This window comes from Rhodococcus sp. IEGM 1302 (genome assembly GCF_030056935.1).
Lineage (GTDB): Bacteria > Actinomycetota > Actinomycetes > Mycobacteriales > Mycobacteriaceae > Rhodococcus_F > Rhodococcus_F qingshengii.
The window spans coordinates 38,661-63,910 of the sequence record NZ_JASHKY010000016.1; the positions used below are offsets into that span (position 1 = coordinate 38,661).

Annotated in this window: 9 protein-coding genes; 3 read left to right on the forward strand and 6 right to left on the reverse strand. The window is 62.4% G+C overall.

Features of this window, described 5'->3' with window-relative positions; translation table 11 throughout:
* Window positions 1–13: 13 nt before the first annotated feature.
* Window positions 14–643 carry a LysE family transporter gene (locus QM609_RS20170; protein ID WP_283337363.1) on the forward strand — a complete coding sequence of 210 codons (630 nt, stop codon included), beginning with the start codon at window positions 14–16 and terminating at the stop codon, window positions 641–643.
* Window positions 644–664: 21 nt separating this feature from the next.
* Here QM609_RS20170 and QM609_RS20175 read toward each other — a convergent pair whose 3' ends face one another.
* The 5 genes from QM609_RS20175 to QM609_RS20195 form a co-directional block, all read right to left on the reverse strand.
* On the reverse strand, window positions 665–1,336 hold the full coding sequence (locus tag QM609_RS20175) for a DUF1345 domain-containing protein (protein ID WP_050655343.1): 672 nt from the start codon (window positions 1,334–1,336) through the stop codon (window positions 665–667).
* Window positions 1,337–1,389: 53 nt separating this feature from the next.
* The gene (locus tag QM609_RS20180) at window positions 1,390–2,709 is read right to left on the reverse strand and encodes a lipase family protein (protein ID WP_050655342.1); all 1,320 of its coding nucleotides are present in this window, start codon (window positions 2,707–2,709) and stop codon (window positions 1,390–1,392) included.
* A 20-nt stretch (window positions 2,710–2,729) separates the two neighbouring features.
* The gene (locus QM609_RS20185) at window positions 2,730–4,061 is read right to left on the reverse strand and encodes a class I SAM-dependent methyltransferase (protein WP_042925073.1); all 1,332 of its coding nucleotides are present in this window, start codon (window positions 4,059–4,061) and stop codon (window positions 2,730–2,732) included.
* A gap of 127 nt (window positions 4,062–4,188) precedes the next feature.
* The gene (locus QM609_RS20190) at window positions 4,189–5,745 is read right to left on the reverse strand and encodes a pyridoxal phosphate-dependent decarboxylase family protein (protein WP_176742016.1); all 1,557 of its coding nucleotides are present in this window, start codon (window positions 5,743–5,745) and stop codon (window positions 4,189–4,191) included.
* Window positions 5,746–5,748: 3 nt separating this feature from the next.
* Complete coding sequence (locus tag QM609_RS20195) at window positions 5,749–7,140, reverse strand: MFS transporter (RefSeq protein WP_042925076.1); 1,392 nt, start codon at window positions 7,138–7,140, stop codon at window positions 5,749–5,751.
* A 124-nt stretch (window positions 7,141–7,264) separates the two neighbouring features.
* On the opposite strand from QM609_RS20195, the gene QM609_RS20200 reads away from it, so the two are divergent.
* Both QM609_RS20200 and QM609_RS20205 read left to right on the forward strand, forming a co-directional pair.
* Complete coding sequence (locus QM609_RS20200) at window positions 7,265–7,918, forward strand: GNAT family N-acetyltransferase (RefSeq protein ID WP_179090782.1); 654 nt, start codon at window positions 7,265–7,267, stop codon at window positions 7,916–7,918.
* Window positions 7,919–8,013: 95 nt separating this feature from the next.
* Window positions 8,014–8,583: a DUF5655 domain-containing protein gene (locus QM609_RS20205; protein WP_050655341.1), complete on the forward strand. Its 570-nt coding sequence runs from the start codon at window positions 8,014–8,016 to the stop codon at window positions 8,581–8,583.
* Window positions 8,584–8,933: 350 nt separating this feature from the next.
* Here QM609_RS20205 and QM609_RS20210 read toward each other — a convergent pair whose 3' ends face one another.
* Window positions 8,934–25,145: a non-ribosomal peptide synthetase gene (locus QM609_RS20210; protein WP_283337366.1), complete on the reverse strand. Its 16,212-nt coding sequence runs from the start codon at window positions 25,143–25,145 to the stop codon at window positions 8,934–8,936.
* Window positions 25,146–25,250: the final 105 nt, after the last annotated feature.

Genomic DNA, 25,250 nt, shown 5'->3' on the forward strand with positions numbered 1-25,250 from the left:
AAGGACTTTCGACATGAGTTGGCACGTCTGGTTGGCGTTCTTCGGAGCAAGTTGGGTGATCAGCCTGTCGCCGGGGGCCGGCGCCATTGCGTCGATGTCGTCGGGACTTGCCTACGGCTTGCGACGCGGATACTGGAACATCTTCCGGCTGCAGTTGGGATTGTTGCTGCAGATCGGAATTGTCGCGGCGGGGGTCGGTGCAATTCTCGCCAGTTCGACCGTGGCCTTTTCCTTGATCAAGTGGTTCGGTGTCGCATACCTCGTCTACCTGGGGATCAGGCAGTGGCGATCGGCGCCCACCGAGGTGGAGACCGACGAGGCAGCCGCGAGCAGTTCCGGTCCGATGATGATGCTTCGCGGATTTCTCGTGAACGCGAGCAATCCGAAGGCCGTCGTTTTCATGCTCGCAGTGCTCCCGCAGTTCCTGGACCCGTCGGCGCCGCTGCTGCCGCAGTATCTGATCATCGCCGCCACGATGTGCGCAGTCGACGTGATCGTGATGACCGGATACACCGGCCTGGCCGCCCGGGTGCTCACCTTGATGCGCTCCCCCAAACAGCAGCGAACCACCAATCGAGTGTTCGCCGGCCTGTTCTTCGGAGCCGCCGGCTTCCTCTCGAGCATCGGGCGTGCAGCGGCTTGATCGGTCACACGGCTCGAGAGATCACAGGCCCGCAATCAAGTTGACGACGGACGCCACGATCACCGAACCGAACAGGTACGACAGCAATGCGTGGCCGAGTGCCATCGCGCGCATGTCCGACGACTTCAAGTTGGTGTCGGAAATCGCGAAGCTCATCCCGACCGTGTACGCCACGTAGGCGAAATCGCTGTACCTCGGCGGTTCTTCCTGATTGAAATCGATTCCGCCGTCGGGGCCGGAGTAGTACAGCCGTGCATATCCGAGGGCGAAGAGCGTGTGTACCGCCAGCCACGAGATCACGACGCTGCCAACTGCAACCGATGCCGCCACTACTTGGTAGTGATGTCCGTCGGGTGCCGCCAGGAGCAGGAACGCGATACCGACCAGGCTCGCGACGGCGGCACCGAGAATCAGCAGGTGCGCGACGTTTCGGGCCGGCTCTTCGCGCGTTGCGTGGCTTGCGGTGAGCGTCGCGTCGAAGTGCCAGACCAGAATCCACGTCCACACCGTGAACACCATCGCCGCCACATCCCAGCCGATCAGAAACGCGAATCGGGGGTAGCCGACCAACGCCGTGACGACACCGGCGGCCACACCGAGCAGCAGACCCGTCGACACTCTCAGCGCCGGCCCGGCACCCAGGGCGCTCCGTGGAACCGGGTTGATCGGAAGGTCGTGCGGTCGATCGTTCACGGGCTCAGTCAACCACTGTTAGAAGTGAGACGGTGGTTACGTGACACGGCCACTCAGGCGTTGCACGCACCGACTATCGGCTTGCCATTGAATCTGTCCAGCACGTACTGCAATCCGACGCCGAAATCCGCTACGGCCGGCGCGAGGTGGTTGTTGCCGCTCCCCGGATTCACCGCAGGCAAGGTGTCGGTGAACAACGTCGCCTCGGCCCCGCGCCCGCACCAGTCCTGAACCAGGCGCCGGGTTTGCTCGTACGGGATGAAATCGTCGTTGAGCGCTCCGTTGACCAGAATCGGCGAGGCCGGGGTTCGCCACCCGATGCGTTGTTCCTCGATCACCTGTTGGATCTCCGGTACCGATTCCACCACGTCGGCGAGTGGTCGTCCGTCTGTGGTCCACGACGCCGTCGACTGCTTCCCGTACTTGGTTCGGGAATCGATGAGGCATTGCCCGGCGACGTCGGCGAGCACGGACCGGCCGTAGTCGTTGAGTCGAGATTCGATCGGCTCTCGGGCGGCGGGATAGCGGTCGAGGACGCCGTTGATCGTGTAACCGATCGCGGCCATCAGGCCGGTACCGTCGATATGACGCAGAACGCTTGCCAGGTCTGCCGGGGGCGCGCTCGCGTAACTCCCGACCAGATTCAACTCAGGCGCGTATTCGGGTGCCAGTTCGGTTGCAGCGGCAGTGGCGCCGCCGCCCTGCGAGTGGCCCCACAGCGCTATCGGATCGTCCTCTCCTGCCCGCGCGAGGGCTCGGGCAGCGCGCGCACCGTCCAACATCGCATGGGCTTCCTCGGCGCGATTGACGTAGGTATGGACGCCGGGTGTTCCGAGTCCGATGTAGTCGGTGACGAATACACGAACGCCCTGGGTGAGGAAAGCGAAAGCAAAAGCTGACTCGTAGTTGACACCGACACTGTCCACACCGGCACCGTAGTTCGACGGATTCCCGGGTTCCGCCAGGCGGAGCTGACCGGCAGTGGGAAACATCCTCGACGGCGCGCACTGATCACCTTGGCCCTGCGTACCCGGACCGATCACCACCGTCGGGCGGGGGCCCGCTCCTGACCACGGGGCAGCCGGCTCCAGGTACGAGCCCGACACAGCAACCTTGGATCCGTGGGTGTCGGTACTCGAATACAGGATCCGGGTCCCCACACCAGGCACTCCGCCGACGGCACCGGCCAGAGCCAGCGGTTCCGTCCGAATCACCGAACCCGGATCACCGACGTCGCCCGGAATCGCATCGTAGAAATCGTTCACAGGTTCGGCGTTCGACATCGGTGTGAACAACAGCGAGGTCGGCAACAGCGCTGATACCGCAACGGCCGAAATCGTCAGTGCCGCGAGGACAACCTTCCGGGTGCTCATGGAAATCCAACGTATAGGCCTCAGTCGACGCGCGGACCGGTTTCGATCTGCGGGACTTCAATCGATCGATACCAGTTGTCACGCGAGCGGGCCATGCCGCTGGCCCCCCGATCCCCTGGTTTCACGGCCAGAACCTGATGAATCGTAAGCCTGTGCGGCTCCTCGAAACCCAGGGCACTGGCAGCGAGATACAGCAACCAGGTACGCACCCGGGGAGCACCGACCTGTAAGACCGATGCGTCCCAGTTCTCACGAAGGTTCTGGACCCATGCGCGCAGTGTCAGTGCGTAATGCTCGCGCAACGCTTCGCTGTCACGCGTCTCGAAACCCGAAAGTTCCAGCGCATCAATGGTTTTACTCAAAGGAAGGATCTCACCGTCCGGGAAGATGTACCTGTCGATGAAGCTGGGACCGTCATCGACGTTGTCCGACAACGACTTCACCGCGGCGATGGCATGATTGAGCAGACGACCCTGCGGCACGAGCAGGTCGTAGAGTTTTGCCGTGTACACCGGCAAATTGACCAGGCCCACGTGCTCGGACATGCCGATGCTCGAAATCGCGTCGTAAGGGCCGTCGTCGACGTCGCGGTAGTCCTGCACCCGAATCTCGATGCGATCGGTCAAACCCGCGTCGGCAACTCGCCCCTTGGCGTATTCGACCTGCTCGTTGCTCAGCGAGACTCCGACGACGTCGACGCCGTAGTTCTGGGCGGCGTGTAATGCCATCGATCCCCAACCGCAGCCGACGTCGAGCAGTCGCATTCCCGGCTTCAGATCGAGCTTGCGGCAAATCAAGTCCAGCTTCGCGTACTGAGCAGCTTCGAGGGATTCGACACCTTCCGGCCAGTATCCGCACGAATAAACCATGCTCGGCCCGAGGAGCAGTTCGTAGAAGCGATTCCCGACGTCGTAGTGATGGGAGACAGTCGCCGAATCGCGTGATCTACTGTGCCGCTTGCCTCGCTTACTACGCATCTCGATCGCCGGGGGTGACGGTGGTGGACCCACCGCTCCCAAGCCGGCGAAAGTACCGGCGGCGCGAACAATCGAGCGCAGCGGCAACGTCGACAAACGTGACTCACCGAGCCGCGTGACCAGTTCCGGGACGTCGAGGAGCGCGAAGATGTCGCCGTCTACGTCCAGATCGCCGGAAACGTACGCCCTCGCCAGCCCTAATTCGTTGGGAGAGTAGAGGACCCGCCGTAGGGCACGCCGATTCCGGAAGTGAACCTGTGCGGCGGCGTCCGGTGGCCCTGCCTCCGAACCGTCCCAACATCGCACGCGAACCGGAAGCGGAACCCCGATCACTTCCTCGAACACCGTCAAAATCTTGGCCGCGGCACCAGTCACTGATCAACCCTCCGACAAAAGATGGTTAGCCGATGACAGAAAACTTACGCCCGATTCGCGAATCTTTCGCGCCATTTGTCCGAGTTTTGGACAGTGTTCATCGCGGTTTCGGTATTCATCGCCGAGTTCAGGGCTCCACCATTCCGGCGAGGAATTCCACCAGCAGTCTCTTCGTGACCTCACGTGGCAGCGATTCCACTGCCGCGAGGACGGCCGCCATGTCCAAGGGAGAATCGGAAGAGCCCCGAGGATCCAGCCCCGCCGACGTCAACGCTGCCGCGACGGCGTCACTGGGCAACGCAAGAACATCGGCGACGGTGACATCGCCACGTTCGAATGCTCCGGCCAACTCTGCCAGGGCCGGCGGCGCCTCGGCTGCCGCCGAGCCGCGAACGTCGTCGGCACCGAGGACGAGTGCGCTGGTCAACTCGCCGAGCACAGATTCCGTCACCGGGGTGACGGTGAGGTGGGTTGTTCGAGGCAACGTCGTCCCGTCAGGTTGCGTCGACGCCGGCTGCCCTTGAAGGACGAAGCCGCGAGCACCGACAGCGCTCACCCAGCGATGCGGATCCACTCGCCGTTCGAGCGGCACGGAATCGTCGGTAGCGACCGCGAACAGTGGTCCCACCGGCGAGCCCACGACGCGAAGACCCTCGATTGCCTCGACCGTGCCGATCAGTGCACGAGTGGCCCGCTGCGCCCGGGACACCAATTCGGCGTACCCGGATTGCCCGAGGACTTGCGAAATCGCCCAAGCACCGGCAAGAGCAGCAACGGATTTGGAACCGAGAAGCGTGGGATTGACCACCGGGTACCCCGGCCAGTCCGTGAGTCCGAAATACTGCTTGCGATGCAGATCTCGCCCTCGGTGCAGCAGGACCGAAACGCCTTTGGGCGAGTATCCGTACTTGTGGAAGTCGACGGACATGCTGGTGACCCCGGGCACCCGGAAATCCCAGGGTGGCAGATCACCCCACCACGGCAACGCAAGCCCACCGATGCAGGCGTCGACATGCAGTGGAATCGAATGTGCACGAGCAACTTCCGCGACATCGGCGATCGGGTCGAGCGCCGCGAACGGGTAGCTGGGCGCGGAGACGACGATCAAGACCGTGTCTTTCCGAACTGCCGTCGCAATATCTTGTGCGCCGACGCGCCCCGACGTGGGATCTACTGGTACCAGGATCAGTTCCAGTCCGAGCAGGTGAGCTGCCTTGTGGAAAGCGGCATGCGCGGTGGTCGGAAGAACCAGCGAACCCTCACCCGGCGGGAGCCCACGGAAGTCGCGAGCTGCCTTGACGGCCAACACACAACTCTCCGTTCCGCCGCTGGTGACATTGCCGACGACTACGCCTCCGGCGTCTGTATCTGCGGCTGGGTCTGAAGCTCCATGGAGGAACTCGCGTGCGAACGCAACCAACTCACGCTCCATCACCGCGGTGGACGGGAACACCGTCGGGTCGAGACCGTTGACCGGCTGAACCAATCGAGCTGCGTCCGCTGCCAACTCGTCGAGCGCTGCGAGGCCGCTGTCGTACACGTACGACAGAACCCGGCCTCCGTGCGTCGGAGCGTCCTGCTCGCGAAGCGAACGCAACCGACTCAAGATGTCGGCCGCCCTCTTCTCGAGGTTTGCGCTCTCGACGATCTTGCCCTGAAGTTCCTCGGCCCGAGTGGAACTCATCGTTCACCTTTCGTTCTCGTGAGTGGATTCTTGTTCGGTGCGGTAATTCCGCAATACGACCAGGCTGATCGCAACCAGGATCGCCGGCACGACCGAGAAGCCGAGGGCAATTCCGGTCAGCGCCGATTCCGGTTGCACGACAGTCTCGCCCGCAGTTTTCGAGACGAAGCCGGTCACCGCGAGTACACCCAAGAACACCGCGGGTCCCAGGGCAAGGCCTGCGGTTTCCGCGGCGGTCCAGATACCACTGAGCGAACCACCGCGTTGGCGCCCACCGATTCGCGCGTCGTCCTCGATGACGTCCGGAAGCATCGCCAGCGGGAACACCTGCATGCCGGCGTAGCCGACGCCGGCAAGCGCGACGGCACCGTAGATCCACGAACCCGCGTCGACAGCCGCAAGCGTCAACAACGCCGTGGCGACGACGAACAGAACCGAAGACACCACGTAACCGCGAAGCTTTCCGTACCGATGCGAGAACCGGTACCACAGCGGCATGACGACGAGAGCTGGTCCGACGAGTGCAACGAACAGACCGGTGAGCGCACCTTCGTTGCCCATCACATAGGTCGCCAGATATTGCGCACCCGCCAACATCACGGCGGTGGCAAGAGCTTGGAGCACGAAGACGCTGACCAGCAATCGGAACGCGCGGGTACGTCGTATCGCGTCGAACCCGTCCCGGTACTGCGAGAGCAACGAGCCGACCGGCGCGTCCGCGTGAGTCACCGTGTGGCGCGCGGCTCCGCGAACTGCCCAGATCATTGCCCCGCACATCAGCGCCGACACCCCGATCGCCATGACCAGATAACCGCGTGCTCCGCCTCCGGCAGCATCGCGGAGCTCGGGTCCGCCGGCGCCGATGACCAGAATTGTCAGGGCCAACACCGCAATTCGAACCGATACCAACCGAGTGCGCTCGTGGTAATCGCCGGTCAACTCGGTCGGCAACGCGATATATGGAACCTGAAAGAGGCTGTAGGCACTCGCCGCGAGCAGGAAGAAGACGAGCACCCACATCGCCCCGACTCCTGGGCCGGCCGACACCGGGGCCGAGAACGTGAGAATGAAGAGCAACGGCAGTCCCAGAGCGCCTGCGAGCATGAGTGGCACTCGCGTACCAGTTCGATGAGAGCTTCGGTCGCTGATCGACCCGATCAGCGGATCGATCAGGACGTCGGCGATTTTCGGGACAATGACCACAAGCGACGCGAGCGCCGCGGCAACGCCGAGCGTGTCGGTCAGGTAGTACGCCAGTACCAGACCTGGCAGAACACCGAATCCACCCGTACCGACACTTCCCGCTGCGTATCCGGCCACCACACCACGCGAAAGCCTGTCAGGCGATCTACCTTCACGAAGACGTACCGGTTTGTCTGTAGTCACCGTCCACACACTAATGTCACGACTCCGTACCGCGAGGGCAAAAGAATCCCGATGACCAGAAGTCGCTCACTCGGACGGGCCTGGCATGCCAGACTGTGACCCGATTCGCACACGAAACGAAGGTCTGAAGCCGATGGTTGACCCACTGCGAGAGATCTGGCCTCCGTACGGAGTCACGATCACGTGTGGGCCCGTCACCTTGCTCCCTGTGCGCGACGATCATTTCCCCGAACTCACTGCGCTGGTCCGAGCCGGCATTCACCCTGCCGAACAGATGCCGTTTCTCGTCCCCTGGACGGTGGGCACTCCCGACGAAGTGTCGCGAAGATTCATCCAATACCACTGGTCGGTCCGCGGAGCGATGACCATGACCGACTGGAAATTCGAAACAGCCATTGTCGTCGACGGAGAAATCGTCGGCTGCCAGGCGTTCGCCGCGACGGACTTTCCCAAAAGTCGTACCGGTGAAACCGGCTCGTGGATCGGACGCGGGTTCCAAGGCCGGGGTGTCGGCACTCTCGCCCGACAGGCAATCTGCGCATTCGCATTCGACTCTTTGGGTGCACGAAGCGTCGTGTCGTCGGCATTCACGGACAATCCCGCCTCGATCACGGTGTCCACCAAAGTCGGGTACCGCGCAGACGGCACAGTAGAGGAGTTGGCTGCCGACGGTCGCATGACCGTGCGTCGTCTCTTCACCCTCAGCCGCGAAGATTTTGTCGCACCGCCGTATCCCGTCGAAGTGACCGGCGTGCGCGCGTTCAAGACGATGCTCGGCATCGACTGAGCGAGCTCCCCGTGCACAGTGAGAACCGAGAGAGCAGCGACAACCGGAAGACCAGCGACAACCGGAAGACCAGTGACAACCGGTAGAACAGACACATGGAACCCTCCGACATGATGGCCGCAGTCACCTCGTCCATGCGCGACCGTACCGGGCGCACCCTCGAAGAATGGGTTGAGGCCGTACGGACGTCCGGGGTCGACCCGCTCGATCAGAACGAAGTGCGCAAGTGGCTGAAAGCAGAGCACGGTGTACCGCAGAATTCGCAGTGGGCAATTGCATTCGAGACTGCCGAACAGTCCGGATGGGTGGAGCCGACCGTCGAGCAATACATCGACCAGCAGTACAGCGGCCCGAAGGCAGCACTGCGGCCGATCTTCGATGCAGCCCGACGTCTGATCGAAGAACTCGGAACCGATGTTCGGGTCGAAGGCCGCGGAACCTACACGCCCTTCGTTCGCGCTCGCCAATTCGCCGCCATCGCAGCGGCCACCAAGGCCCTAGTCGACCTCGGACTACGTTTTGTCGAGGCCCCCGAATCCGAACTTCTTGTCCCGGCCAAAGCTCCCGGGCAGTCGACCCACAAGATCGGGCTCAGCAGCACCGCAAACGTGAACGACGAAGTCGGATTGCTGACAGCGATCGCGTATCAACAGAACGGCCGGTAGGTCACTCACTCACCGCCACGCAAACGCTCACCTGCAGGCTGCACGAAAGTCCCTGTTCTCCTTGTCGGAGAACAGGGACTTTCTTCACCGCGGGGGAAGGTCGCTGCGACGTGTCAGCTCAGGCCGAAGAGCGCGCCGATGATGGTCCGAGCAGCCTCGAAGAGCGCGTCGACGGACGGAACACCGATTTCAGAGCTGATGGAAAAAAGGGAACCCAACATACGATCCTCCGGAGATAGTTTCTGAATGGCTTACTGCCACAAGGGAAATGCTACAGATTCTACTTGCGGAACTGAAGCAAGGGGACCACGGGAGTGACAATTCCGGACCAAAGTCCCGGCCCGTTAGATCTACTGCACCCCAGTATGATTGCGATCCTTCGAATCCGAATCGACACCTTCGAGATAGCCGACGAGAACTTGGGCGACCTCCGCCAACACCTCAGTGCTCGACATTTCCGAGTGGGAGCAGTCGACCAGGTACGCCCGCAACGGCCCCACCAGTTCGGACCACCTTTCGACCAGGTGACGATGTTCAGGCAGATCATGCTGCGCCACAAACAGTTCCACTGACCCGAAATAGTGCCTCGGCGTGTGGTCCCGAACGATTCGCGACAGTTTTTCCACACGACCCACTACGGATTCGAGTACCGTATCGGAAAGGAAATCCATACCGGTCTGCCTTCGGATCTCTGTCGCAACGTCTGTGAAAGTCAGTGCTGCAGTTTCAGTTTCAACCTCGGATAGCCCGATCTGCGCGAACAGTTCGGAAGGTTTCGGAGCCGCTTGTACCGATGGCATCATCTCCGGTAACAGCGCGTCGAGCATGACAACCGAACCGACTAGATCGCCGGCCTCTTCGAGCTGGCTCGCCATCTCGAGCGCGATCGTTCCGCCGGCAGACCAACCCAGTAGATGGTATTCACCCGACGGCTGCACCGTCCGTACGGCATCGACGTACCCCGACGCCAACTCCGCCACCGTGCCTGGCAATTCACCTGCTCCCGTTGCCTGGATGCCGTACACCCGTCGACCCCGCAGCTGACCGACGAGTCCGGCGTAGCACCAGGCGATTCCGCTGACCGGATGCACACAGAACAACGGCGGCCGTTGGTCATCGGGGTCGCCGCCGAGCATGACGACCGTGTCCAGCGGATCCGAACGAAGCGAATCACCCTCGAAGACATCGGCATGAACGAGATCCATCCGAGAGGCAAGCTCCGCCACAGTTCGGTCGGTGAAAATCCATTGAACCGGGAATTCCCTGTTAAGGCTCTCACGCAAGCGCGTAGCCACTCGAACTGCACCCATCGATGTCCCGCCGAGCTCGAAGAAGTCGTCGTAGCGGCCGACCGATTTCGCGCCGGTCACGCCCTCGAATGCCTGTGCCACGTGACGTTCGGTATCCGAGATGGGTCGATCCACACTCGACCCCGGCTGCGGTGAAGGAGCAGGAAGTGCCGCTGCGTCTATCTTCCCCGAAGCGAGCAACGGTACCTCGCCCACTATCGTCACCGACGAAGGCAGCAGGTGCTTCGGCAGCAGGCCGGAGACGAACCCGCGAAGCTCCGATTCCGTCGCCGAACCGTTTTCCGCCAACGTCACATACGAACGGAGCTCAGCGGATCCGTACCCGTCGTCACAGACAACGGTTACCGAGAAGGCCACTGCTCCATGGCTTGACAGAGCCGCGTCGACCTCCGCCGGTTCCACGCGGACACCCCGCACCTTCACCTGCGCGTCGTTGCGACCCAGGTACTCGAGCGCTCGGTCGTGACGCCTACGACGCACGAGGTCACCCGTGCGATACATCCGGGTCCCCACCGCATGAGGATTGGCAACAAAGCGCTCGGACGTCAGAGCCGGGGAAGCGACGTACCCCCGTGCCACATTCTCACCGGCGAGGAACAGTTCTCCCGCAACGCCATCCGGAACCGGTCGGAGCCTCTGATCGAGAACAAATGCTGTCGTACCAGGGACTGGAGTGCCGACAGTGACGTCCGCGTCAGTGATCCGTGCGGAAATCGATGCCGCGATCGTTGATTCGGTCGGTCCGTATCCGTTGACGATGCGATGTCGGGGTGACCACGCCGACGCAAGGCGCGCAGAGAGCGGCTCCCCCATCGATTCGACGATCAACGGTTGCACTGCATCCGGATCGACTGTCGCCAGGACCGTCGGCGTCACGATCAGATGTGTTACGTCAGCGGCTATCAGCAGATTCGTGAGTTCTTCTCCCCCGTAGACGAAGTCGGGAGTCAGAATCAGCGTTCCACACCCTGCAGCCGCGAGAAGGATCTCGATCACCGACGCGTCGAAGGTCGACGACGCCAATTGCAGGACTCGGGGGCCACGCTCGAGCTCGGCGATCTCGGCGTGGGCGGTGCAGACGTTCATGATTCCGCGATGTGAAACCTCCACGCCCTTGGGTCTTCCCGTGGAACCCGACGTGTAGATGACGTAGGCGAGGTTGTCGGGGTGAGCCGGCGTTGCCGATACCTCGGCAGCGCCACCAGCAGTGCGGGATTCGTCCATCGCCACCCACTCGACGCACTCGGGCAAACTCTCGGATGCACCTCCAGCTGTCAAACCGACAACCGAACCGCATTCCTCGACCATCGTCTGCCGGCGCGCTGTCGGCAGCGCCGGATCGAGCGACAGCCACGCTGCGCCTGCACGCGCTACTGCCCACAACGCAACGATCCACAGATGCCCGCGCCCGAGCGCAACGGCCACCACGTCGTCGGGTCCGATTCCTCGGACCACCAACTCGCGTGTCCAGTGCGACGACTCCTCGTACAGGTCGCGGTAAGTCCAGCGTCTGCCGTTCTCTTCCAGCGCTACGCCGTCGGGCGCCTGACGCAGAGCGCGTTCGAAAATGTCGGCAATCGTCAGAGGTTCGACGTGGCGAGGATTCGCAGCAGTCAGCGCCGAGCGTTCGAGTCCGGACAGCAGTTCGATCTCCCCGATCACAATCTCGGGTTCCACGGTCACTGATTCGGCGATACGTCTCACCCGCTGCATGAGCAGTTCCGCGGTCGACTCGCGGAACTTGTCCGTCGCATACAGCAATCGAATAGTCAGACTGTCACCGGTGTCGACCAGGTCCCACGTCAAGTCGTAACCGGTCGACGCCCCTGCATTGTCGATGTCGAAGACGGTAATGCCGTCGATCTGCGGCAACTCCAGCGCTCGCCGGTACGCCAGCATGACCGTGAACAGCGGATGCTCGTTCATCCTGCGCGGCGGATCAACCTTCGCAACGACGTCGTCGAACGAGACGTCCGCGTTCGCCATTGCTTCCAGATCGACGCGGCGAACCTCGTCCAGAACAGCAGCGAAACGATCGGTGGAGTTGATTCTCGTGCGCAATGCGACAGTACCCACCATCATTCCGGCGACGCTCAGCAGCGCCGGATCGTTCCGCAGACTCACAGCTGCTCCCACCACGACGTCGTCCGTGACGCACTCGCGAGCGAGCAGCACGGCAATCACGCTGTGGACGACCATGAATACCGTGACGCCATGCGAACGAGCCAACGCCGACAACGCGTCGTAGGTGGCGCCGTCGAGGACTTCCGTCACCATCTCCTCGGATCGTGAAGACACGGGACTCCGGGGGTTGTCGACGGGTAGAGCCAACACATCCTCGACGCCACAAAGTGCGTCTGACCAGTAGTCGAGTTGCCGGTGGGCCATGCTGAGAGAATCCTCGGGGTCACCCAAGCTCTCTCTCGCCCAGAAACTGTAGTCGCCGTAGCTGATCTCCCCCGACGAGCGATCCCAGGGAAGACCTGCCGACCTGGCCTCGAAGGCTGCCACGAAATCGGTCAGGATCGGGCCCATCGACGCTCCGTCGATCGCGATGTGGTGAACAACGATGACCAGGACCGTCAGTCCTGCAGAGTCGACTCCTGCCTTTTCGGTGAACACACGCACACGGAACGGAACATCTCGTTCGAGATCGAACGGCACAGTCGCGAATGCCGAAGCGCTCGCACGGATATCGCCGACGTATACCGCAGTGAGATCGAATGCAACAGAGTCCATTTCAAGTTGTTGCGGACCGAATTCACCCGGAACACAGACAGTTCGCAATACGGCATGGTGATCGACGACGTCGCCGAGCGCGCTGCTCAAGACCGAACGATCGATGTCGTCTGCCAGGACCGCTGCAAACGTCAGGTTGTACGCAGTCGATTCCGGCTGAAGCTGATTGATCAGCCAGAGTCGTTGTTGCGAGGGCGCCAGCGGGGCCGGCTTGCCGGGATCACGTCGAGTCAGTTCGCGGCGTTTGCCATCGGACGCGCTCGCCGACAGCCACTGAGACATCGCTCGCGGCGACGGATTGTCGAAGACGGCGCGAACAGGCACATCTCGCGCGAAGATCGAGGCGAGTCGACCTGCCACCGCTGCCGCAGCCAACGAATCACCACCTGATTCGAACAGGTTGTGCAGAGCGCCGAAACTTCCGGACACGTGTTCCGACATGACAGCGGTGACGAGTTCCTCCGAAACCGTCACTGCTGCATCGGGCGCCTGGCTCTCGAACACATGGCGCCGCAACGCATCTGCGTCCAGTTTTCCGTTCGTCGTGAGCGGGATCGACTCCAATACGACCACGCGGCCGGGCATCAGATACGCAGGCAACATCGCGGCCAACTCGATTGTCAGCTGATCCGCCTCCACACCATCGCCGACCGCGCACGCAACGGCGATGTCGTCGACGAGGACAACCGCCGCAGCCTCGACGCCCGTGCACCGACGCAGAGCTGATTCGATTTCGGCGGGCTCGACGCGGATTCCTCGCACGCTCATCTGACGGTCGGAGCGTCCGACGAATCCGAGCCTGTCATCCGTGCGGCGATGAACCAGATCACCGGTCCGATAACGGCGGTGCCCGCCGGGTGCTGCGATGAACGACGTGGCGGTGCCGGCAGGATCTCCGGCATAGCCCATCGCAAGCCCGGGCCCGCTGACGTACAACTCACCGATCCCGGCCCACGGCACCGGACGCAGTCGCGTATCGAGCACCTCTGCACCGATTCCGGCGAGCGGGACTCCGATGGTGACCCGATGATCCACCTCGGCGACAGTGGTGACCACCGTGCATTCCGTCGGTCCGTACGCATTGAGCATTCGCGCGCGGCGACTCCACGCACGCGCGGTGGAAGGTGAGAGCACATCGCCACCGACTGCCACCACCTCGAGCGAATCGAACCGCTCTGGAGCCATCGTGTCGAGTACGGCTGGAGTGGACAACATGTGAGTGACGCCGCGTTCTGCGACGAATTCTTCGAGTGCCCTTCCGCCGAAAGCCTCCCGAGGAGCGACCGCCAAGGTAGCCCCGGCGCCGATCGCCAACATCATCTCGAGGATTGCTGCATCGAACGTCGGTTTGTAACCGTGCAGCACAACCGAGTCCGAGGTCACGCCGTACTTGCGGACAGCATCGTCGGTCAGCAGGCCCAGTCCTCGGTGGGTGACTGCAACGCCTTTCGGTTCACCGGTCGACCCGGACGTGTGAACAACGTACGCGACTGAATCCGGATACTGCCGACCGGGAACAGGGCTGCGATCGGAGAGGACTGTGCGCAGCTGCTTCAGACGTGCCGGTGGCAGGTCGGGGTCGATCGGCACGAATGCCGCTCCCGTTTTCGAGATCGCCAACATTCGGACCAGGTACGCGATAGTCCGCACCGCCGGAATCTCGTACACGGCACCCGGTCCTGCTCCCCGAGCCACCAGTTCCCAGGCTTGGGCATCCGAGGCAGAGTCGAGTTCGGCATACGTCACCGTGCGGTGTCCGTCGTCGAGAGCAATGTTGTTCGGGAATCGCGCCGCGGTGGCGGCGAAGATCTCGGTCAGTGTGCGGGACGAATCGACCTCGGCAGCAGTCCAACTGGGCGCCGCGCCCACCACGAGATCCGAAACGAGTACTGGTACATCCTCGGCAATCGAGGTGAGCACTCTCGACAGCTGTCGGGTAACCGCGTCGGCGCTCGAAGGATCGAATGCGCTCGCGGCATAGATGAGCGCTCCGGTCAATGAACCGTCGTCAGCGGGTGCGAGCGAGACATGCATGGGGAACTTCGTTGTCGCGGTCTCGATTTCGCGAGCCTCGATCGTGAGGCCGGAAACCTCCACGGCAGGGATCGCGAAGTTCTGCAGACCCAGCGCAATCTGGGGAGTTCGTCCACCGAGCAGCTCACCAACCAACTCGGCAGGAACAGAGCTGTTTTCGAACGCTGCCACATCAGCATCGAAAGCTGCACCCAACAGAAGATCGATCGGCACGTCCCCGTCGATCCGAAGGCGAAGAGGCACCGTATCCACGAACATGCCGACCACGCCGTCGAGCTGAGGCGCCCGCCGTCCGTCGACAGCTGTCGCGATCACGACATCGGGATTTCCACTCAGCTTGGCAAGCACCACCGACAACGCCGCATGAACCACCGCGAACAGCGAGACCTTCAATCGGTCGGCTCGCGCCTGCAGTGCCGAGGTGATGACGGCTGGTATCACGAAGTTCACTCGCTGCGCTATGGTATCCGGCCCGCCATCGGAGTGATCCACCGTCAGCGGAGACACAGATGTCACACCGTCCAGCGTTCGGCGCCAGAACTGCTCGACGCCAGGGGAAACGTCACGTGCTGCCTCCCACGCGGCAAAATCCCCGTACTGGATCGGCAACGGAGACCATTGCGAATCCAGTCCAGCTCGTCGCTTGCCGTACGCGGTCAGCAGGTCGCCGACCACCGTTCGCATCGACACCCCGTCGACTGCGATGTGATGAAAGCTCACTGCCAGAACGTGCCTGACCGGTGACACCTGGAGCAGCATCCAGCGCACCGGCAGGTCTGCCGCTACATCGAAACCACGCGAGCCGAACTCTCGCAGCAGCACCTCGACCTCGATGTCGGCGACCAGCCGCGTTTCCATTGTCACGGAGGTCGGAGGATCCACGACCTGAACCGGTGGAGTGCCCGGATACCGGGTTCTGAGGACATCATGACGACCGACAAGATCCGTTGCTGCCTGACGCAGCGCCGCCGCGTCGAGTTCACCGTCGATCTCGATGCAGATCGGCAGGTTGTACGCGCCGCTCGCCGTGTTCCGCTGATTCAGTACCCACATCGCACGCTGGTTTCGTGACAGGGGTGCGGGCGTGGGGTCGCGGCGCGGTTCCAGTCGGACAAGATCGGTCACCGAGTCGTTCTGCTCGAGCGAATCGAGCCGGGCTGCCAACGCCGCAACTGTTGGATGCTCGAATACGGTCCTGAGCGGAACAACCAGCCCCAGAGTACTACTCAAGAGCGAGGTAACCTCCGCGGCCGACAGCGAGTTGCCCCCGAGCGAGAAGAAGTCTGCGTCGCGGTCGTCCTCATTCCCACCGAGGACGGAACCAAAAGCTCCGGCTACAACACGTTCGGTGGCGGTGGCCGGCCCCTCGGCACGGGAAGCATCCAGTGTCGGAGACGGGAGACGGGCGAAGTCGACCTTGCCGTTCCGCATCGGAAGCTCGCCCTCGATGTCGACGATGGCATGCGGAACCATGTACGTCGGAAGGACTTCTGCGGCGGCAGCGCGAAGTTGACCAGTGTCAACTCTTTCGGCACCTGAACTTCTCACGTAGGCGACCAACAGAGGACTTCCACCTTCGGCCGACCGAACCCCGACGACACAGAAGTCGACGTTCGCGACAGACTGAATGACTGCCTCGATCTCACCCGGTTCGATCCGGACACCGTTGACCTTCACCTGCACGTCGGTTCGCCCGAGATAATGCAGGCGATACGTATTTCCCTCGGATTTGGGGCTTTCCGGCTTCCACATCACCAGGTCGCCCGTCCGGTACTTCCGGGCGCCTGAACCGGTTGCCACGAATCGTTCCGCAGTTCGGGCCGGTTGGCCGGCGTAACCGCGAGCGAGCATTCGACCCGAGAGATACAGTTCGCCGGCGACTCCCGGCGGCACCGGTTCGAGTCGATCATCGAGCACGACGGCGTCGACCCCGGCCAGTGGATACCCGATCGATCCGTCGTGAGTGTCACCCGACAGTTGTTCGATCGACAGTGGTTCGGTAGCAAGCGAATACATCGTCGACTCGGCAGGTCCGTATCCGTTGATGACTCGGCGTCCGGCTTGCCAGCGCTTCGCCAACGCGCCGCCGAGTCGCTCGCCCCCGAACATCACCGTGGAAAGGTCCGGCAGCGAAGGATCGCCGATCGAGGCGACGACAGTAGGTGTGGCGCACAGATGAGTAATTCGCTCGCGCCTCAGTGCTGATGCGAGTCCCGAGCCGAACAGTTCTTCGTTCTTCGCCAGAACGAGCGTGGCCCCGGACGCACTCGCGATGAGCACCTCGAGCAACGTCATGTCGAATCCTGGCGCTCCGCGATGGAATACGCGAGAACCTGGCCCAGCCGAGAATCGACCAGGCAGGTCTTCGGCGATCACACCGAGCCCGCCGTTGGTCACGACCACAGCCTTGGGGGTTCCGGTCGTTCCTGACGTGAAAACTACGTAGGCCGCCAGGTTCTCGGAATATTCGCGCACCGAGTCGGTGACTTTCTCACCACCAGCGTCTTCAGCACCAGCGTCTTCACCACCAGCGTTGCGGCCGCCGATCGCTCCGGTGCCCAGTGTTTCGAGGACATCGCGTACTCGCGCCTGCGGCTGTTCCGGGTCCGTCAATGCCGGAGCTGCACCGACCTTCGCGATTGCCCACAGTTGCACGATCGACGCAATCGACCGATCTGCAGTCCAAGCAGCGACCTGGTCGACTCCAACTCCCCGGGAGCGCAACTCGTCGGCTGCGACATCCGACTGGGCATCGAGTTCCCGGTAAGTCAGTGTGTTGCCCTCACCCTCGACCGCCACAGCGTCCGGGGCGGATTCGACGCCGAAGCGCAGCATGGAGGCAAGTGTCGTACCGGAAAGTCGAGATCGATCAGGCCGGTCGACCGCGCCGTGTGCGGGGACGAGAAGAGCTCGTTCCGCACTGTCCAACAGGTCGATTTGCCCTACGGCGACATTCGGGTCGACAGACACTTGATTCAGGAAGCGCTCGAACCGGCCCGCAAAGCTCGATACCGTCAGATCATCGAATAGATCAGCGTTGTAGACGAATTCGAGACCGAGTTCGCCCCCGACCCCCTCGTCCGTGACGTTGACCTGCAGATCGAAATTTGCGTGCCTGACTTCAGGAGCAATCTGTGTGATGTCCAGCCCTGGTATCGACCACGCGGCGGTCTCAGCAGTTCGGAACGAGAGCGCCACCTGGAACAACGGATGTCGCGAACGCGATCGCGGTGGGTCGATCAGATCGACCAGCGATTCGAAGGGCATCTCTGCGTGCGCGAACGCCGCTACGTCACGCTGACGAACCTGCTCGACCAACCGGCCGAACGAGTTCGACGGATCGACTTCGGTTCGAAGAACAATCGTGCCGGCAAACATGCCGACCAGCTCGTCGAGTTCAGGTGTGACGCGTCCGGACACAACAGTGCCGACAGCTACGTCATCGCTACCGTTGTACCTCGCCAACAGCGCCGCGAGAGCGGCGTGTACAACCATGAACATGGTCGCGTTGTTCGATCGTGCGAGTGTCTGAAGGCCCGTTCGTACCGAACCTGAGATCTCCACCCGACAGCTCGACGCACGGGCGAACGTCGAACGTGGACGATCGAGGGGAAGCGTCACCTGCTCGGGAAGTCCTTCGAGAGCCTGCATCCAGTAGCTGCGTACCGTCTCGGGAATCCCCGATTCCCTTTGCCATGCACTGTAATCGGAGTATTCGAGCGCGAGCGGCGACCACTGCGGAGCGTGCTGCGCCGAGCGGGCGATGTACGCCGCAGTGAAGTCGCGGACCAACAATTCGAGTGATCGAGCGTCGGCGGCAATGTGATGGACGACGACAGCCAGGATGTGCTCGACAGGTGAAACCTGGAGAAGTGCCGCACGTACGGGCGGATCAACGGTGACATCGAAGCCCGAACCCACCAGTTCTGCTACACAATTCTCGGCGTCGCCGCCGTCGAGTGCCTCGAGCTGAAAGGCCGGAAGCGCATCCTCGGCGTCGAGCACCGTCTGAACCGGGCCGCCGCCGACAACCGGGTACACGGTCCGCAGAGTGCGATGGCGATTGATCACGTCACGAATTGCCAGTTCGGCCGCAACCACGTCCAGCTCGCCTGCCAAGCGCAGCACGATCGGGATGTTGTATCCGGCGGAGTCTGTATCCAACTGATTCAGAATCCACATTCGATGCTGGGAAGCTGACAGGTGCACTTCCGTGTTGTCCGAACGAGGCCCCAAGGACACGTCAGACGCGTGCTCCGCGCCGGTTCGCCCTACACCTATCCGCGCAGCAGCGATGTCTGCGAGCTGATCGACGGATGGGTGCTCGAACACATCGCGGACGTCGAGGTTACAGCCCAGGGCGGAGTTCAGACGCGACGAAAGACGAGTGGCGATCAAGGAATTGGCGCCTTGATCGAAGAGGTTCCGGACCGGATCGACATGCGGAACTTCCATCAAATCGCTCAGAATGGCTGCGACTGTCTGCTCGAAGAAGTCTCGCGACTGCCGAGTCGGCTGCGTGAGAGACACCGGGGTCGGCAACGATGCTCGGTCGATTTTGCCGTTGATCGTGACCGGTAATGACGCGAGCGCCATCAAAGCCGACGGAACCATGTGCGCGGGCAGCAACGAACGAGCAGTCCGCAAGACGCCGTCGAGGTCGTGTCCGCTCCCCGGGGTGATGTAACCGACCAAAGTCGGCCCGCTGTCGAGTTCTCTCACCACTACCGCGGCCTGCTCCACCGACGTGTGAGCCAACAGCGCGGATTCGACCTCGCCCGGTTCGATGCGGTAACCGCGCAGTGCCATCTGACCGTCGGCGCGGCGAACATATTCGAGTCGGCCGGCTCGCCAACGGACCAGATCGCCGCTGCGGTACATCCGTGATCCATCGAATCCGGGTTCAGGCACGAATCGCGAAGACGTCATCGCGGGTCGACCCAAGTAGCCTTCGGCCACCTGCGGACCCGCAACATACAGTTCGCCGACAGATCCCGGAGGGACGGGCTTCAACGACGCGTCCAGTACGTAGCTGCGCAACCCTGGTAGTGGGGACCCGATCGGCGAGACAGTCTCGTCACCGGGGACAAGATCGAAACTGGTGACATGGACTGTGGTTTCGGTGATTCCGAACATGTTGACGCCCCGCACGTCCGGGTGCCGATCGAACCAAGCCTCCACGCGCCCGGCGTCGAGGCGATCACCGCCGAAAACAATCGTCCGGAGCGGAAGCAGCATTTCCTGCGTGACTTCCGCCAACGCATAGAAGGCGGCCGGGGTCTGATTGAGAACGGTCACTCGTTCCCGCACAATCAGATCCGCGAATCTTTCGGGTGAGCGCGCGACATCACCGTCCACGATCACGAGGGATCCGCCAGTGGTCAACGAACCCCACATCTCCCAGACCGAGAAGTCGAATGCGTACGAATGAAACATCGTCCATACATCTTCGGCGTTGAAGTCGAAGATCTCTCGGGTCGAGGCGAGCAGCGCCAACACGTTGTCCTGAGACACCACTACGCCTTTGGGAGCTCCAGTTGATCCGGAAGTGTAGATCACGTAGGCGGCGGACTCCGACTGTGCAACGGGCCAGTCGGCCGTAGCGTCAGTCGTCTCGTCCACGAAGATGACAAGTTGCTCGTACCCAACGAACCGCCCAGCAGATTCGTCCGTCGACAGAATCGCTTTCGGGCCTGCATCGGCAAGTACGTAGTGGATACGAGCGTCGGGATACTGCAAGTCGATCGGTACGTACGTCGCGCCCGCGCGAACGACAGCGATGATGGCTACGACGAGGTCGACCGATCGAGGCAGGGCGACCGCCACGCGATCACCGACTCGAATTCCTCGATCGATCAAGACAGCGGCAAGGCCCTCCGAACGAACTCGCACCTCTTCATAGGTGAAACGAGTATCGCCACTCGACACCGCGATTGCATTCGGATGCCGGGCTGCGACGGCCCCGAAGAGGTCAGGCAGCGACTGCGCGACAATCGACGGCGCCGGCACCCGAGCCGACAATTCTTCGCGTTCCGCAACACTGAGAACATCGATGTCACGCAGCATGATTGACGAGTTCTCGGTAATCGAGCCACACACTCGACGAAGCCGCTCGACCCAGCTCTGCACGGTGCCTGCATCGAACAGATCGGCGGCATATCGGAAAGTGCCGCGAACACCGCTCGCGTCGCCGTCAATCGTACGATCCTCGCGCACAGTCACTTCGAGGTCGAAGCGAGGGTGGACCGGAGGTAGCGGAGTGCCGTGCGCCGTCAAAGTTCCCATCGCGATCGCGGAGTCGGGCGCTACCGGATCGACAGCGAGAACCACTCTGAGGAAGGAATTCTTCTCACCTACGCCCCCACCGACCGCACGGTCGACCACCCAGTCGAACGGAACGTCGGCATTGGACAGGGCCGCCACATCAACCTCGCGCACCTGAGTCAAGAACTCACCGAACATGTCTCCGCCGCGAAGGAGCGTTCGCAGCGCGACGGTCCCGACGAACATACCGACGACACCGTCGAACGAAGGATGCGTTCGTCCGGAGGTCGGGGTCCCGATGACCACATCGGACGCACCGGTGATCTTGCTCAGTGCGATCGAAAGGCAGGCGTGCAACACCATGAAGGTTGTGCAGTCGTGCGCGCGAGCGATCTCGTTCAGCGCCGCATGGATAGGTGAGGGCAACTCGAACGTCACGTCCCGAGCCGACGACGGTTGGTCCGGCCGGCGGGATCTGTCCACGGGAAGCGCCAGAGTCGGATCAACACCGGCGAGTGTGTCGGACCAGAATTCCAGCTGGCGCCCTGCCAAGCTCTGTGGATCCGCGGGATCACCGAGAATGGTTCTGTGCCAAGCGGAATAGTCGCGGTAGTCGAGAGCGGGCGAAGGCCAGATCGGCGAACTCCCAGCGGCGCGAGCGTCGTACGCCGCGACGAGGTCCGAGACGATCGTCGCGAACGAAAGGCCGTCCAGGGCGACGTGATGGGCAACCACGGTCATGCGGTGGTCGGCGTCGCTGCCGGAGGCGAGGATCAAGCGAAGAGGCGCATCGGTCGCCAGGTCGAAACCCGCCGCAACCAAATCCGCTGACGCAGCCTCGTAATCCTCGGACGCAACCTCGATCAGAGTCACCGGAGTCGCGGTCGCAACCTGGATCGGCCACGCATCGTGATTCTGGTCGAACGAGAAAACAGTACGCAAGACGAGATGGCGATCGGTCAGGTCACCTACCGCCGCCCTCATCGCCTCGATATCCAGAGCACCACTGAACGCGACCTCGAACGCAATGTTGTACGCCGACGACTGGGGATCCAGACGGTTGAGTAACCACAGGCGTTGTTGCGCCGGTGCGATTTCCACGACGAGGTCGTCCGAAATGCGCTGGGGTTCCTCCACCCACTCCGCCCGCCCCGCACGGATCACCCGGGCCAGGCGCGCCGGCGTCGGGGCACCGAACACGTCCCTGACACCAACCCGTCTTCCGAGAGCGGAACTCACTCGCGCGGCAACATACACGGCGTCGAGTGAACTACCGCCCCAGGCGAACAAGTCGGAGTGCGGTCCGAGAACTCCGACGCCGAGGACCTCGGCCATCACCGAGGCAATCAATTCCTCGTCGTACCCGATCGGGTGGTTGACCGCCGCGCGCTGCTCGGCCGGCGCGGACGACGCCGGTTCGGGGAGCGCTGAACGGTCAGTCTTTCCATGGCTCGTGACGGGCAATGCTGCCAAAATGGTCACCGAACTCGGCAGCATGGAACGAGGAAGTCGGGAAGCCAGATGATCGAGCACCATCGTCTGGCTCAACGGATGAGCTGCGCCTTCGTCCGCGGTCACATACGCCGCAAGCGACCCGGATCGCTCGACCACCGCTGCTTGCGCAACGCCGGGAGTCGACAGGAGCACAGCCTCGATCTCGCCCAGTTCGACGCGTACTCCACGGATCTTGACTTGTTGATCAGAGCGACCCAAGAACTCGAGTTGACCGGCATCGTTCCATCGCACGACATCCCCGGTGCGGTACATGCGCTCGCCGGCACCAGTGGCACCAAAGGGCGCCGCTACGAAACGCTCCGAGGTCAGCGTCGCGGAAAGATACCCGCGCGCCAGTCCTGGTCCCATCACGTACAGCTCACCCACGGCGCCGACCGGAGTCGGACGCAACCACGAATCCAACACCACAGCGGCAACGCCGTCGATCGGACGCCCGATCGGAGTATCACCGCCAGGCTCGAGTGGCTCGCTCATGAATGCCGCGACGGTCGCTTCACTGGGGCCGTACGAATTCACGATGTCGACGTGACTCGACCACGCATCCACTAGCGCTCCCGGCGGTCGCTCGCCGCCGACGTTCAGGACTCGAAGTTCCGGCAAAGCCCGAGGATCCATCGTCAACGGAACCGATGGCGTCGAGTTCAGGTGCGTGACACCTTCGAGCCGCAAATAGTCTTCGAGGTCCACTCCGCCGATCAATCCGGGAGGAACGATCACTGCGGTCGCGCCGCAGCCGTGTGCAAGCAGAATCTCGAGGATCGCCACGTCGAACGATGTGTTTGCAAGGAGCGCGACGCGGGAGGAACTATCGATGTTCAGACGCCGTGCGTGAGAACGCAGCAACGGCACAATGCCTCGGTGCGTGACCGCGACACCCTTCGGTCGCCCGGTAGAACCAGAGGTGTAGACCACGTAGGCGGTGTCATCCAGAGACAGGTCGGCGATAGATGAACCCGCCCCCACGCGTCGATCCACCGGCCCTTCGACGGTCTCGTCGCCACTGGGATCAACGACGCACACCCAAGCCGGCACGTCCACGAGTTCGCCACCGACCACAACCGACACGTCGGCGTCGTCGAGAATGAAAGCGACACGCTCGGAGGGTGTTTGAGGATCCACGTAAAGAAGGACAGCACCAGCCCGCACTACCGCGTGGAATGCAACTACGGAATCGGTCGAGCGCTCGGTGAGGATCCCGACGACGTCACCTCGTCCGACTCCGTTCTCCACGAGCAAGGCGCAGAGTGCATCCGCGCGAGCGCCGAGCTGGTCGTAAGTGACGTCCACACCTTGCTCGCGGATCGCGACAGCACTCCCCTGCCCTGCGCCGCCTCTGATGACCGAATCGAGCGTCGCGAATCCGTCCGTCCGCGGACCCAGCGCGGGGACCAGATCCTTCACTTCATCCGTCGAGAGGATGCGGAGGTCACCGAGCGCACAAGTCGCCGAGTCGAGGAACCCCTCGAGTAGCCGAACGAACTGACGATGATGCATCGCCAGGTCACGTTCGCTATAGAGGTGCGGATTGGCTTCGAAGGAAAGGCGAACGTTCTCCCCCGCGATCGACGGATAGATGCTGAAGAACAGGTCTTCGGTGGGGCCGGATGTGAGGACGTGAAACTCGCCGACGACGTCGCCGAGCCGAATGGCTTCGTGAAACATCATGACGTTCACGGCCGGGCCCGCCGCCTCACGGGATCCGCCCTGACCCTCCTGGAAGCCCATGTCCTCGTAGCGGAATCGCTGGTGGCGTAGTGCACCGGTCATCTGAACCGAGATCTGACGCACCAGTTCTCGTGGCGACAGATCCCGTTCGAGTTGCGCACGAACAGGCACGATGTTGGACAGCATCCCACCTGAACGTCTCGACGTCGCCGTGGTGCGGCCGGACACCGGCAAGCTGAGGACTACGTCACCGGAATCCGTCATGCGACCCAGATAGGACGCGAATGCACCGACGAGGACCGCCACCTCGGACGTAGTCCACTCGGTCGCGACATCCGAAAGTTGTTTTGCAAGAGTTGGATTCAGTGTCCGAACCATCATGCGCTGCGGCATGGACGTCAGCCCGGCGCCGTCGGCGAGGCGAACCGGGCGGGGCAGGCCTTCGGACATCTCCGTCCAGTACTGCTCGTCCGATCGATACCGCGACGAGGATCGGTAGTCGACGTCGAGGTCATGCAGTGCACGTACCCCGAGACCACCGAAAGGAGTCAGCGTCTTGCCATGAACCAGATGCGAATAGCGCTCGGCCACCCGAGCGGTGAGTGTCATCGCCGCATGTCCGTCGAGCACGAGGTGATGGGCGTGCGAGTACCAGTAGTAGTGCTCATCTGCCAGGTGAAGCAAGGTTGCCGAGATCAGGCGGTCAGACATCACGTCAAGTGGCCGTGAGTATTCCGCTGTCATCCATTCGTTCGCGCGCCGAACCGGGTCGCGGTCGCTGCGTAAGTCGAGGTATGCGAGATCGTCGACGATCGAATGATCGACGACCTGTGCCGGCTCGGCATCGGTAGCGACGAGGCGAACGAACGGCGACTCCAATTCATGACATGCCGTATTCGTTGCCTCGATCAGCGCGTCGACGTCAACCGGTCCGCGCAGTTCCACGTACTGAGCCACCACGAACGGAGTTGACGGACTCAATTGCTGCGCGAACCACAGCGCGAGCTGAGCCCGAGACAACGGAAAAGCACTCAACCCGTCACCTCACATTTCACCAGCCTTGTTTTTCACGAACGTTCGGTGGCTGATCACGTGAATCCATGGGAGCGAACACCACGAACGGCCGAACCGAACCCTACT

Excerpts from the sequence above, each read along its gene's own strand:
- QM609_RS20170 (WP_283337363.1), top strand. The coding sequence starts at position 14 with ATGAGTTGGCACGTCTGGTTGGCGTTCTTCGGAGCAAGTTGGGTGATC.
- QM609_RS20180 (WP_050655342.1), bottom strand. The coding sequence starts at position 2,709 with ATGAGCACCCGGAAGGTTGTCCTCGCGGCACTGACGATTTCGGCCGTT.
- QM609_RS20205 (WP_050655341.1), top strand. The coding sequence starts at position 8,014 with ATGGAACCCTCCGACATGATGGCCGCAGTCACCTCGTCCATGCGCGAC.
- QM609_RS20200 (WP_179090782.1), top strand. The coding sequence starts at position 7,265 with ATGGTTGACCCACTGCGAGAGATCTGGCCTCCGTACGGAGTCACGATC.
- QM609_RS20190 (WP_176742016.1), bottom strand. The coding sequence starts at position 5,745 with ATGAGTTCCACTCGGGCCGAGGAACTTCAGGGCAAGATCGTCGAGAGC.